12 protein-coding genes are annotated in these 11,928 nt (G+C 72.6%); 8 read left to right on the forward strand and 4 right to left on the reverse strand.

All coding sequences use genetic code 11. The features are described 5' to 3' along the window. The 5 genes from AB0947_RS40315 to AB0947_RS40335 form a co-directional block, all read left to right on the forward strand. Nucleotides 1-426: LuxR C-terminal-related transcriptional regulator (locus tag AB0947_RS40315; RefSeq protein ID WP_366755357.1), on the forward strand; the 426-nt coding region annotated here is incomplete at its 5' end. Between the two features lie 449 nt (nucleotides 427-875). Next, on the forward strand, nucleotides 876-1,940 hold the full coding sequence (locus AB0947_RS40320) for an alpha/beta hydrolase (RefSeq protein WP_366755359.1): 1,065 nt from the start codon (nucleotides 876-878) through the stop codon (nucleotides 1,938-1,940). A gap of 66 nt (nucleotides 1,941-2,006) precedes the next feature. Then, complete coding sequence (locus AB0947_RS40325) at nucleotides 2,007-2,765, forward strand: creatininase family protein (protein ID WP_366755360.1); 759 nt, start codon at nucleotides 2,007-2,009, stop codon at nucleotides 2,763-2,765. A 329-nt stretch (nucleotides 2,766-3,094) separates the two neighbouring features. Next, nucleotides 3,095-3,955: an alpha/beta hydrolase gene (locus AB0947_RS40330; RefSeq protein ID WP_366755361.1), complete on the forward strand. Its 861-nt coding sequence runs from the start codon at nucleotides 3,095-3,097 to the stop codon at nucleotides 3,953-3,955. A gap of 135 nt (nucleotides 3,956-4,090) precedes the next feature. Further along, nucleotides 4,091-4,972 carry a helix-turn-helix domain-containing protein gene (locus tag AB0947_RS40335; RefSeq protein ID WP_366755362.1) on the forward strand — a complete coding sequence of 294 codons (882 nt, stop codon included), beginning with the start codon at nucleotides 4,091-4,093 and terminating at the stop codon, nucleotides 4,970-4,972. Between the two features lie 654 nt (nucleotides 4,973-5,626). On the opposite strand, the gene AB0947_RS40340 is transcribed toward AB0947_RS40335, so the two are convergent. Together AB0947_RS40340 and AB0947_RS40345 are read right to left on the reverse strand one after the other, a co-directional pair. Continuing rightward, entirely contained in the window at nucleotides 5,627-6,106 is a 480-nt protein-coding gene (locus AB0947_RS40340) for a hypothetical protein (protein WP_366755364.1), read from the reverse strand. 74 nt (nucleotides 6,107-6,180) lie between these two features. Beyond that, a complete protein-coding gene (locus tag AB0947_RS40345; protein WP_366755365.1) occupies nucleotides 6,181-6,579 on the reverse strand; it encodes a hypothetical protein in 399 nt (132 codons plus the stop codon). A gap of 278 nt (nucleotides 6,580-6,857) precedes the next feature. Here AB0947_RS40345 and AB0947_RS40350 point away from each other — a divergent pair, with 278 nt between their 5' ends. Beyond that, nucleotides 6,858-7,448, forward strand: coding sequence for a helix-turn-helix domain-containing protein (locus tag AB0947_RS40350; protein WP_366755366.1), 591 nt, complete (start codon nucleotides 6,858-6,860; stop codon nucleotides 7,446-7,448). Next, nucleotides 7,445-8,158, forward strand: coding sequence for a hypothetical protein (locus AB0947_RS40355; RefSeq protein ID WP_366755367.1), 714 nt, complete (start codon nucleotides 7,445-7,447; stop codon nucleotides 8,156-8,158). Before AB0947_RS40350 ends, AB0947_RS40355 begins: the two co-directional genes overlap by 4 nt. Here AB0947_RS40355 and AB0947_RS40360 read toward each other — a convergent pair. Together AB0947_RS40360 and AB0947_RS40365 are read right to left on the reverse strand one after the other, a co-directional pair. Continuing rightward, complete coding sequence (locus AB0947_RS40360; RefSeq protein WP_366755369.1) at nucleotides 8,152-9,045, reverse strand: Bax inhibitor-1/YccA family protein; 894 nt, start codon at nucleotides 9,043-9,045, stop codon at nucleotides 8,152-8,154. The two genes, AB0947_RS40355 and AB0947_RS40360, sit on opposite strands and share 7 nt — an antisense overlap. A 259-nt stretch (nucleotides 9,046-9,304) precedes the next feature. Next, nucleotides 9,305-10,105 carry a GNAT family N-acetyltransferase gene (locus tag AB0947_RS40365; protein ID WP_366755370.1) on the reverse strand — a complete coding sequence of 267 codons (801 nt, stop codon included), beginning with the start codon at nucleotides 10,103-10,105 and terminating at the stop codon, nucleotides 9,305-9,307. 174 nt (nucleotides 10,106-10,279) lie between these two features. Here AB0947_RS40365 and AB0947_RS40370 point away from each other — a divergent pair, with 174 nt between their 5' ends. Beyond that, a complete protein-coding gene (locus tag AB0947_RS40370; RefSeq protein ID WP_366755371.1) occupies nucleotides 10,280-11,794 on the forward strand; it encodes a GMC family oxidoreductase N-terminal domain-containing protein in 1,515 nt (504 codons plus the stop codon). Nucleotides 11,795-11,928: the final 134 nt, after the last annotated feature.

Raw genomic sequence — 11,928 nt, forward strand, 5'->3', positions numbered from 1 at the left:
CACCACGCCGAAACCCACCCCGCCGCCCCCACCTTCCCCTTCGAACTCGCCCGCATCCGCCTCGCCCACGGCATCCACCTCCGCCACACCCAGGGCTCCAGGGACGCCCGCCCGCTCCTCGTCCAGGCCGCGGAGACGTTCGAACGGCTCGGCGCTGCCGCCTGGACCGAACGGGCACGGGCGGAACTCAGGGCGTCGGGACTGGCCACCCGCGTGACTCCCGCGCAGCTCGCCGAGCTGACGTGGCAGGAACGCCGGATCGCCGACCTCGCCGCCGGCGGCCTCACCAACAAGGAGATCGGCCAGCGGATGCACCTGTCACCGCGCACGATCAGCTCCCACCTCTACCGCGTCTTCCCCAAACTCGGCATCACCTCCCGCGCCGCCCTGCGCGACGCCCTGGCCAAGCTGGAGGAGGAAACCTGAGATGAGCAAACGTGTGACCCGGCGACGGTCCCGGGAGTCCTCTCAGTCGAATGACTTAGGCCCCGGATTCCGGGCCGCGGACGAGGTGAGCGGCGTACGGGGCGGCCCGGGCCCGCCACCTGCGCCGCCACCTGCGCCGTCGTCGCGGGGCGCCGGGGCGTCGCGGGAGGCGGGCCGGACACCCGGCCCCGTCACCGCATCGCACCGTCATGTGACTGATGTGTCCTGATTCGCGACAGACCAGAGTATGTGCCGCCGGTCCGGCACGGAAAGGAGACGGTCCCCCTCTCCAGCCCACCGGGAACGCCACTCCGTCACCTGTTTGACAGGTGACGGGCCGTGTGCGAGGGTCATCGCGCCAGCAGTCGCAGTGATCCCGTACCGCCGATGTGAGCGAAGGTTCCCCGGGCCCGGACGGGTCATCGAACACGCACGACGGAGGGTCTCAGATGATCAACAGGCGTACTTTCAGCAAGGCCGTCGGCCTGGGCACCGGCGCGGCCGCCGTCTCCCTGTCCGGCCTGCAGAGCCAGGCGTCCGCCGCCACCCCGCACCGGTCGAGCGGCAGCCCCGTGCCCACCGTGCCCACCATCACCCCCGGCACGCACACCACGTTCCCCACGCTGAAGCAGGTCAAGGCGGGCGTCCTCGACATCGGCTACGCCGAGGCCGGCCCCGCCCACGGCCCGGTGGTCATCCTCCTGCACGGCTGGCCCTACGACATCCACAGCTACGTCGACGTCGCCCCGCTCCTCGCCGACCTGGGCTACCGCGTCATCGTCCCCTACCTGCGGGGCCACGGCAGCACCCGCTTCCTGTCCAGCCGCACCCCGCGCAACGCCGAGCAGTCCGCCATCGCCTTGGACATCATCGCCCTGATGGACGCGCTCAAGATCCACCGGGCGGTCTTCGCCGGCTTCGACTGGGGCTCGCGCACCGCCGACATCATCGCCGCCCTGTGGCCCGAGCGCGTCAAGGCCCTGGTGTCCACCAGCGGCTACGTCATCACCAACGTCAAGACGCAGCTGACGCCCGCCGCCCCGGCCGTCGAGCACCTCTGGTGGTACCAGTGGTACTTCGCCACCCCCCGCGGCAAGAAGGCCCTGGAGAACCTCGACGACCGCATCGCGCTGTGCCGCTACGTGTGGACCCTCGTCTCCCCCAACTGGAACTTCTCCGACGCCACCTTCGACCGCACCGCCCAGGCGTTCCACAACCCCGACTACGCCGCCATCGTGCTCTACAACTACCGCTGGCGCATCGGGCTCATCGAGGGCGAACCCCGCTACGCCCGCTACGAGAAGCTGCTCGCCGCCCAGCCCCCCATCCACGTTCCCACCATCACTCTGGACCCGGCCCTCGACCCCTTCACCCCGCCCGGCGACGGCACCGCGTACCGCAGCCACTTCACGGGCGAGTACGAGCACCGCACCATCGCGAACGTCGGCCACAACCTGCCGCAGGAGGCGCCCACCACCTTCGCCCAGGCAGTCGTCGACGCCGACCACCTCTGAAAGCCTCGCCCGACACCGACCCGGTAACCCGCACCCCCCACCGGTCACTCCCAGGAGGAGTCACAGATGAGCGAAGTCCAGTGGAACCGTCTGACCGCCGCACAGCTGCGTGCCCTCGCGGCCCAGGACGCGGTCGTGCTGCTGCCCGTGGGGGCCACGGAGCAGCACGGCCCTCATCTTCCCACCGGCGTGGACGACTTCCTGGCCGCCGAGGTGTGCCGGAGGGCGGCGCTGCTGGCTTCCGAACACACCGGTGTCGTGGTGACGCCCTCGATCCCGACGGGGCTGTCGGAGCACCACATGGCGTTCGGCGGCACCCTCACCCTCTCCCTGGCCACCCTGCACGCGCTGCTGCGTGACATCTGCCGCTCCGTGACCCGGGCGGGTTTCTCACGCATCCTGATCGTCAACGGGCACGGCGGGAACATGACCGCGCTCAACGCCCTCACGACCGAGCTGACCGCCGAGCTGGCGACGCCGATCGCGTTCGCCAGCTACTTCGGCGCCGGACGGGAAGTGGTGCGGGACACCCTGGAGACGCAGGACGGGCTCATGCACGCCTGTGAGGGGGAGACGTCCATGATGATGGCCGCCCACCCCGAGCTGATCCACCACGAGCACCTGGCCGAGGCGCACGGACCGCGGATCACCCTGCCCGCGGAGTCCACCGAGCCGGTGTACATGGCCGTGTCCTTCGACCGGATCACGAAGTCCGGGGTCGCGGGCGACGCCCGGGTGGCGAGCCCGCAGAAGGGGGAGACGATGCTCTCCGGCTGCGCGAGGGCCCTGGCCGACATCATCCAGCGCGATCCGTGGGCGCGGTGACGCACGCCTGCCGGACGGCTCGGGACGGTGACACACACCGATGTCACGCGGGCCCATGACACGCGGGCCATGGACACGCGCACCGGGGACACAGGACGTGTGCGTCCGGCCCCGGGACCTGCGGCCGGGTGGGGCGACGCCCTGCCCGGCCGCACCCCTGTCCGGACGCGCCGCGCCCGGGGGGCCACCGGTCCGGGCCGGCTCCCGAAACATGCGTCACCTGCTTGACAGGTGACGATCGACATGAAAGATTCATCACCAGTCAGGGCGGTGACGAAAACCGGCAACGCCGGGCCGCCCGTCAACGGAACACCTGAAAGGGGTCAGTCGTGGTCAGCATCAAGGGTGGGCGCAAGCGAGTGGTGACGGGTGCGGTCTCGACGCTCACGGCGGGTCTCGCGCTCGGCGCGTTCGCCCTCAGCGGCACCGCCAACGGAGCGACGAAGACCGCCGAGGACGCCGGAGCCGGCAGACACGTCAAGCCGACCATCGTCCTGGAACACGGCGCCTTCGCCGACGGCTCAAGCTGGAACGGCGTCATCGCGGACCTGCGCGCCGACGGCTACCCCGTCGTCGCCGCCGCCAACCCGCTGCGCAGCCCCGCCTCCGACGCCGCGGCCCTGCGGACCCTCCTGGACCACGTCAAGGGCCCCAAGATCCTCGTCGGCCACTCCTACGGCGGCAGCGTCATCAGCGAGGCCGCCACCAACGACCCGCAGGTCAAGGCGCTCGTCTACGTGGCCGCCTTCCTCCCGGCGCCCGGCGAGACCGCCCTGGGGCTGACCAACAAGTACCCGGGCTCCACCCTCCCGGACGCCCTCGACCCCGTCACCTACAAGCAGGCCGACGGCACCACCGCCACCGACCTGTACATCAAGCAGGACAAGTTCCACCACCAGTTCGCCGCCGACGTCCCCGCCGGCCAGGCCGCCCTGATGGCCGCCGAACAGCGCCCCATCGCGCAGGCCGCCCTGGAGGAGAAGGCCACCAGCGCCGCCTGGAAGACCAAGCCCAGCTGGGACATCGTCACCACCCAGGACCTCAACATCCCCGCCGCCGTCCAGCGCTTCATGGCCAAGCGCGCCCACGCCCACACCACCGAGGTGGCGGCCTCCCACTCCGTCGCCGTCTCCCACCCGCACCTCGTCGCCGACGTGATCGAGCGGGCCGCCCGCAGCACCGTCCGCTGACCTCCGCGGCGCCGGACCGCCCCGACAGGTTCCCCGAGCCCGGTACCGCTTGATACGGCGGTACCGGGCACGGCCGTACGGCCCTCGTGTCCGGCCCGCTCCGTGACAACGGCCCACTCCGTGAGAATGGACGACATGAACCCACATCCCGACTCCCGTCGGCTGGGGAACTTCCTCAGGGCGCGTCGGGCGCAGCTGACGCCGCAGGAGTGCGGCCTGCCCGAGACGGACTCCGCCCGCCGGGTCGCCGGGCTGCGTCGCGAGGAGGTCGCCCGGCTCGCCGCGATCAGCGTGGACTACTACACCCGCCTCGAACAGGGCCGCGTCCGCGCCTCCGCCCCCGTGCTGGCCACCCTGGCCCGCGCCCTGCGCCTCGACGACGACCAGCAGACGTACCTCTACGAACTCGCCGGCCGCAACGACGACCGGCCGAGGACCCGGCGCCGGGCCGCCCAGCCCGTACGGCCGCCCATGCGCCGCCTGCTCGAACAGCTCACCCACACCCCCGCGCTCGTCCTCGGCAGACGTCTGGACGTCCTGGCCTGGAACCCGGCCGCCACGGCCCTCTACACCGACTTCGCCGCACTCCCGGCGGCCCGCCGCAACTACATCCGGCTGCTGTTCACCCACCCGGCCGTCCGGGCCCTGCACCGGGACTGGCACCACGACGCCCGCGACGCGGTGGCCGCCCTGCGCATGGAGGCCGCGGCCGACCCCGACGACCCCGAACTCGCCCACCTCGTCCGTGACCTGTCCGCCGAGGACACCGACTTCCGCACCTGGTGGGCCGAGCACCGCGTCATCACGGCCAGCTACGGCACCAAGCTCTACCGCCACCCTCTGGTCGGCGACCTCACCCTCGACTGCGACACCTGGGCCAGCCCCGACGGCTCCGGACAGCGCCTCATCGTGCTGACCGCCGAACCGGGTACCCCCTCTCACGACGCCCTGCGCATCCTCACCTCCTGGACCACAGCGCACGCGGACCCGGACCCGGCGCAGCACAGAACTCCGTAGCGGCCAGCCCGTGGACCGGCGGACCCGCTCCGGCGCTCCCGCACGGGGCACCCCGATCGACAGGCTCCAGCCACACACACCGCCGTAACAACCGGCCGCCCGACGCGCGACGTCCGCAACCGGCACCGCACAGAACTTCGTCAACCGCCCCGTGGGCCGACGGACCCGCCCCCGTGCTCCCGCACGGCATCGCGAGCACCGCGGCCCGGACCCGGGGCACCCCGATCGACAGGCTCACAGCCACACACACCGCCGTAACAACCGGCCGCCCGACGCGCGACGTCCGCAACCGGCACCGCACAGAACTTCGTCAACCGCCCCCGTCGGCCGACGGACCCGCCCCCGTGCTCCCGCACGGCATCGCGAGCACCGCGGCCCGGACCCGGGGCACCCCGATCGACAAGCTCACGGCCACACACACCGCCGCGGCCGGCGGACCCGCCCCCTTGCTCCCGCACGGCATCGCGAGCACCGCGGCCCGGACCCGGGGCACCCCGATCGACAGGCTCCAGCCACACACACCGCCGTAACAACCGGCCGCCCGACGCGCGACGTCCGCAACCGGCACCGCACAGCTCAGCAGACTGCGCCGTCAGTGCGAGGAGGGCCACGGCGTGGTGGGGCGCCTCACCGGACGCCCCCGCCGGCCGGCCGTCAGTCGGCCAGCCGGTCCAGGACCACCGTGGCGAGCCGCAGCGCGGCATGCAGTTCCGTCACCTCGGCGACGGTGGGACGGACGACGCCCGACCACTCACCGCGCAGGCCGGGCCAGACCGCGAGCAGCACCTGGGCCCCGGCGAGGCCCAGGTGCGCGGTGACGTCGGTCCGGTCCTCGCCCGCGTGCGTCCAGGAGAGCAGGACCCTCCCCTGCGGGACGCGGGACGGTGCGCTCAGCGGCATCCAGGTGGCCATGAGCCTGCCGTCGACCGACGTGACGATCGCGCCCCGGACGTCGGCCGGCATGGGCTCGCGCGTCAGCGTGGACAGTTCGACGGTCCGGCGGGTCTCCGTGCCCTGTACCAGGGTGAGAACGGGCCGGCCCGCACGGGCGCTCCTGGGCCGGCGCCCGGAGGACGACGGCCTGACCGGCGAAGGGTCGCAGCAGGGCCGGCCGCACCTGTGGTACCTCGTCATGTTCTCTCCCCCTTCAGGCCCGGTGTGTGATTCATGGCATTAGTCTTCCGGAGACGCGGTTTCGGACACATCCGTCATCTGACTGCTCCGGGGTCCCGGTCGCCCGCGGGTGTGCCGTGGGCGACCCGTTCCAGCAGGCGGGCGCCGGCGGACAGCGTGGGTTCGGCGTCCGGAGTCGGCTGTGCGGTGACCGCGCACAGCTGGGCAAGGAGCCCGGCCAGCCGGCCACCGCCGGCGTACGCCAGGGCGACGCTGCCCTCCCAGAGGGTCTCGCGCAGGCGGGCCGGGGTGAACTGTCCGTCCCCGGCGCAGGCCACGAGCAGGCGGGAGGCCAGGGTCCGTTCCAGCGCCGCTGGGGCCCACCCGCCCCCGTCGAGGTCCTCGGCGAGGGCGGCGGTCAGCTCGCCGAGCCGTTCCACCGCCGACGTGTGCGGCCGCGGGACGGCGGCAGGAGCGACTGCGTCATGGGACATGGGTATCGAGGGCCTTCTGCTCGGTGCCGGTGGTGTGTGTCCGTCCCGCTCGCCGGACGACGTGCCCGCGCGGGCGGACCGCCCGCGGAACGGCGGCGGAGTGTAGATTTCCCTCAGGATATGTGTCTCGCAGGTGTTCGCTGCACCGGCTCGACGAGTGCGGGTGTCACGACTCGGAGTGCCGGGATACCACAGCCATGTGTGCGGCATGTCACCACCCTGCCGGGCGCCGCCCGAGCCGCCCGACGGCATCACCACGGAAAGAGACCGGAGCATCGATGAGATCGGACGCACGCTCCAATCGGCTGCGCATCCTGGAGGCGGCGACGGAGGCACTCGCCTGCCCCGGCGACACCTCCTTGAAGTCCATCGCGCGCAGGGCGGGCGTGGGCCAGGGGACGCTCTACCGGCACTTCCCGACCCGCGAGTCGCTGATGCTGCAGGTGTACGGGACGGAGGTGGACGAGCTGGTCACCGCGGTGCCCGCGCTGCTGACGACCCTGACCCCGCCGCACGCGCTGCGGGTGTGGCTGGAGCGCCTGCTGGACCTCGGGCGGAGCACACCCGAGTTCGCGGAGGCGATGCGGGGGGCCACCGCCGCCATGACCGAGCAGTGCCGTGAGCCGTACCGGCCGCTGCTGGACGCCCTGACGTCGCTGGTGCGCGCCAACGAGGCCGCCGGCACCATCCTTCCCGGAACGACGGCCGACGACGTGCTCGTGCTGCTCGGCCCCCTGTGGCACGTCGGCCCCCAGGACGAGGAGCGCACCCGCGCCGCGCGGCTGTTCGACGTGCTCATCCGCGGGATGTGCCCCGCGTCCGCCGCGCAGGACGCCGAGGGTCCCGGCGAGACCCGGCGCAGGACGTGAACCTCCCCGGGTCCCGCCTCGCGCACGGCAGGCTGCATCTGCTGCTCACCCTCGACTCGCTGGTGGTCGTGCTCATCTCCGTCAACAGGAAGGCCGGCGGCACCCTCGCGTTCGTCGCGGACAACCGGTTCCTGCGCTGGGTCGAGATCGACAACATGGCCCTCGGCCTGTGCACCGTCCTGCTGTACTACCTGGTCACCGCCCACCTGGTGCGGGACGGCCGGCCGCGGCGGCGCGGCGGCCTGCTCGCGCTCGGTGCCCTGTTCACGGCCGGCGCGTACCTGTACGCCCTGAGCCTCGGCGACCACGAGGTCACCAACTACCTGCACGGACGGTTCTGCGCCGAGAGCCTGCCCTCGATCTGCCGTGTCGTCGCCTTCAACGACGACGTGTTCTCCGACGCCGTCTTCCTCGCCGGGTTCACGGTGCTGAACACCACGGTCATGCTGGCCCAGTTCCTCTTCCCGACCGACCGTGCGCCGCGTGCCTGGGACAACGTCCTGATCAGCGTGAACGCCCTGTTCATCGCCGCGGGCATCACCGCCAACCTGGCCTTCGAGAACGCCGGGTTCGATCCGTTCGTGGTCGGCCTGACGGCGGTGTTCGCGCTGGTGCTGCTCCGGCTCTCGCCCCGGCAGCCGGTCCTGCGCTACTACTGCGTCGCGTACACCGCCGGACTGCTGGCCACGGTGCTGATCAAGGCTCAGTAGAGTTCGTCGCCCGGGAAGAGGGTGAGCAGCCGCGCGGTCTCCACGTACAGCCACACCAGGGTGAGCGTGAGCCCGAACGCGGCCGGCCAGGACTGGTCACGGGACGCGCCGTACGTGATGCCGTTCTCCACCTGCCGCACGTGCAGGGGCAGGAAGGACACCCCGAGGGTGACGCCCAGCACCCCCATGACGGCGCCGAGGCCGAGGGGACGCAGGCCCAGGCCGTCCGCGCCCATGAGGGGGTGGAGGAACCAGTCCGCCAGGGCGAGGAGGCCCACTCCGAGCAGCGCGGCGCCCGCCAAGCCGTAGAACCGGCGGTTCGCCCGCATCCAGTGCAGTGCGCGGGCGAGGAGGAGCGCGGCGGAGGCCGCCATCGTCCCGAGCACGGTCTGCACGAAGAGACCCGGTGACAGGTGGCGGGAGGCCGTCGTCGACAGCACGCCGAGGAACACGCCCTGGAACGCCGCGAACGTCAGGGCCAGGGGCGCGGACGGCGGATTACCGCGGCGCTGGACCACCACCAGCGCCGCCGCGAGCAGCCCGGCACCGGCGGCGACGCCGTACGACGCGGCCGTACCGAGCGCGGCGAGCGGCAGCAGGGTCCACGACAGCACGGCCGTGAGGGCCGTGACCGCGAGACCGGCGGCCGCGCGGGGCAGGACGCCGTCCATGCTCATGAGGTCGCCGACGTGGACGGGCAGCGGGGCGGCCTCCTCGGCGTGCGCCTGCTCCCAGTCGCTGCCCACCCTGATCCGGTCCCGTGCGACGGCGATCCCCGCCCGCGGGTCCCTGGCCGCCGTCTTCTGTCCGCCCCGCCGTTCGAACTGCGGCCGGGAGAGTATCGGATTGCTGCTCGTCAGCGAGGGGTGCTGCTCGATCGGTGTCACGCCAGGTCCTCTTCTCCGTGTCGGACGTGCCGCTCCCGGCAGTCGTGGGCGGTCCCGGAGCCGACGGGCTCGCCGGAGCGCCGGCCCTGCCTCAGCCTGCCGCAGGGGACAAACCGCGCGCATCAGTCACTTGACGGTGCGCGGGAGCGGTTGCCGCGCCCGCGACGGGCAGTCACGGCGGCCTCGTCCGGAAGGGCAGGGGTGTGCCGCCGGTCCGCCGGTCGCGGCGCCGCCGGTGTGCGCCACACGTGCTGCCGGCTCAGTCCGCCAGCGCGTAGAAGCGCATCGGCGAGTTCGGCTCGAAACCGATCCTCGGGTACACGGGCGCCCCGGCGACGGTCGCGTGCAGGGTGGCCCGGGTGAGCCCGGTGGCGCGGGCACCCTCGTACAGCGCCTTGCGGGTCACCGCCTCCCCGTACCCCCGGCGTTGCTGGTCCGGTTCGGTGGCGACCAGCACCACGAACAGGCGGCCCCGCGCCTCGACGGTCGCGGCGCACGCGACCGGGACGCCGTCCCGCAGTGCCAGGTAGGCGTACACCTCCCGCTTCCACAGCGTGGAGCCGGCCAGCCCGTCCCGGCCGTCCTCCAGGTCGAAGCCGTAGGCGCGCGAGTTGATGTCCGCGTAGGCGCGCAGCTCGGCGTCGGTGGTCACCCGCTGGAAGGTGAGGTCCGGGTGGTGGGGCTCGGGGATGGGCAGCAGGTCGCCGGCCATGCCGGTGCCGGGGAAGGCATGGACCAGGCCGGCGCGTCCCGCCGCCTCCTCCAGCGCCGCGCGGGCGTCGTCCGCGAGCAGGTCCTCGAAGAGCCACAGGAAGCCGGGCCGCTCCTTGGACCGCATGATGTCCGCGGCCTGGCCCAGGCGCAGGTCCAGCAGTTCCGCGTCCGCCCCGGCCTCGTTCAGGGTGACCGCGTTCCAGAAGGCGAACCGGCAGTCGGCCCAGCGGACGGCGAGACCCGGCAGGTCCCGTACGTCCGCCTCCGCGTCCCGGTCGAGCACCATGGCGCGCCAGACCGTGGAGAGCTGTTCCACCGATTCGACCGCAGCCGCGAGATCCGTCACCGCAACTCCCTCACCTTCTGTTGTGTGCGTACGTCCTACCCCGCCCTCGGCAACGGAATACGTGTGCCGCCTTCCGGAACGTGCGTCCACCCGGTACACGTGTTTACGGAGCACTGATATGTACCGATGATACCGTTGATTGCGGATCACTGATTCAGCCAGAACGGACCCACCATGTCTTCACATGAACCCGCCTATGACGTCGTCATCGTCGGCGGCGGAACGGCCGGCTGCGTGCTCGCCGCACGTCTGACCCAGGACCCGGACCTCCACGTGCTGCTGCTGGAGGCCGGCCCCGCCGACCTTCCGGACGCGGTGGCCCACCCGCCGGCCTGGCCCTCGCTCGCCGCCTCGGAAGCCGGCTGGGGCGACACGACCGTGGTCCAGCGGGTCTCCGGCGCCCCCGTGCCGCTGCCGCGAGGCCGGGGCCTGGGCGGTTCCTCCGCCATCAACGCCATGGTCTTCGCCCGCGGCCACCGCACCGGCTACGACAGCTGGAGCGAGCACGGCGCCAAGGGCTGGACCTTCGACGACCTGCTCCCCTACTTCCAGCGCAGCGAGACCGCCCTCGGCGGGGCCCCCGGGCGCGGCACCTCCGGCCCGCTCACCGTGGCTCCGGCCCAGCAGCCCAACGAGATCCTGCTCGCCTGCCTCGAGGGCGCCCTCGAGACCGGACACCGCCGCGCCCACGACATCAGCGGCGGCCTGGAGGAGGGCTTCGCCCCGGTCGACCTCAACATCGTCGGCGGGCGCCGGCAGAGCGCCGCCGACGCCTACCTCACCCCGGCGCTGAACCGCCCCAACCTCCATGTGATCACGGACGCGGCGGCACACCGGCTGATCTTCGAGGGACAGCGCTGCGTCGGCGTGGAGTACGGCGCCCACGGACGCACCCACACCGTGCGGGCGGCCGGAGAGGTGGTGCTGACGGCGGGGACCATCGGGTCGGCCCTGATCCTCCAGCGCTCCGGCATCGGCGCCGAGAACGAGCTGAGGCAGGCCGGGGTCGAGGTCTTCCACGCGCTGCCCGGCGTGGGGCACAACCTGCACGACCACCCGCGGGCCAACCTCGTCTACCGGGCCCAGCGGCCGGTGCCCCCGGCCCGCAACAACCACGGCGAGATCCTGGGGCTGCTGCGCAGCACGCCCGACGCCGCGGGCCCTGACGTGCAGATCATCTTCATCGACATCCCGGTGCCCAATCCGGTCGCCCCGGTGGACAACGGCTTCACCATCGGCATCTCGCCGATGCGGCCGGCGAGTCGCGGCACCGTGCGGATCACCTCGGCCGACCCCTACGCGCCGCCGGCGATCGACCCCCGCTACTTCACCGAGGAGGAGGACGTCCGGGCGGTGCTGTCGGGCATCAGGACGGCCCGCCGGATCGCCTGGTCCTCCGCGCTCGCCGCGTGGGGGATCGAGGAGGTCAGTCCCGGGCTGGCCGCGGTGGACGAGGAGTCCATCGCCGACCACGCCCGCCGGTACTTCAGCTCGTACTGCCACCCCGTGGGCACCTGCATGATGGGCGAGGACGACGCCTGTGTCGTCGACTCCGCGCTGCGCGTGCGCGGGCTGGACGGCCTGCGGGTCGCCGACGCCTCCGTCATCCCCGCCATCCCCTCCAACAACACCAACGCCACCGTGTACGCGATCGCCGAGCGCGCCGCCGATCTGCTGCGCCGTTCCTGACCCCGTGGCGCGACGCACGGCGCGCACGGGACGACCCGCACCGGTTCCGGCCACGGCACGTCACCCCGTGCCCGCACCGGCGTCTCCCCGGCCCCGGCTATTACGCCGTAATAAGTACTGCTCCGCGCGGGACC

Origin of the sequence: Streptomyces sp. NPDC047841, assembly GCF_040704085.1 — a bacterium.
GTDB classification, from domain to species: Bacteria; Actinomycetota; Actinomycetes; order Streptomycetales; family Streptomycetaceae; genus Streptomyces; species Streptomyces argyrophylli.

Bases quoted from the DNA above. Each gene is read 5' to 3' on its own strand.
- AB0947_RS40325 (WP_366755360.1), top strand. From the start codon at position 2,007: ATGAGCGAAGTCCAGTGGAACCGTCTGACCGCCGCACAGCTGCGTGCC.
- AB0947_RS40340 (WP_366755364.1), bottom strand. From the start codon at position 6,106: ATGACGAGGTACCACAGGTGCGGCCGGCCCTGCTGCGACCCTTCGCCG.
- AB0947_RS40345 (WP_366755365.1), bottom strand. From the start codon at position 6,579: ATGTCCCATGACGCAGTCGCTCCTGCCGCCGTCCCGCGGCCGCACACG.
- AB0947_RS40335 (WP_366755362.1), top strand. From the start codon at position 4,091: ATGAACCCACATCCCGACTCCCGTCGGCTGGGGAACTTCCTCAGGGCG.
- AB0947_RS40320 (WP_366755359.1), top strand. From the start codon at position 876: ATGATCAACAGGCGTACTTTCAGCAAGGCCGTCGGCCTGGGCACCGGC.
- AB0947_RS40370 (WP_366755371.1), top strand. From the start codon at position 10,280: ATGTCTTCACATGAACCCGCCTATGACGTCGTCATCGTCGGCGGCGGA.
- AB0947_RS40350 (WP_366755366.1), top strand. From the start codon at position 6,858: ATGAGATCGGACGCACGCTCCAATCGGCTGCGCATCCTGGAGGCGGCG.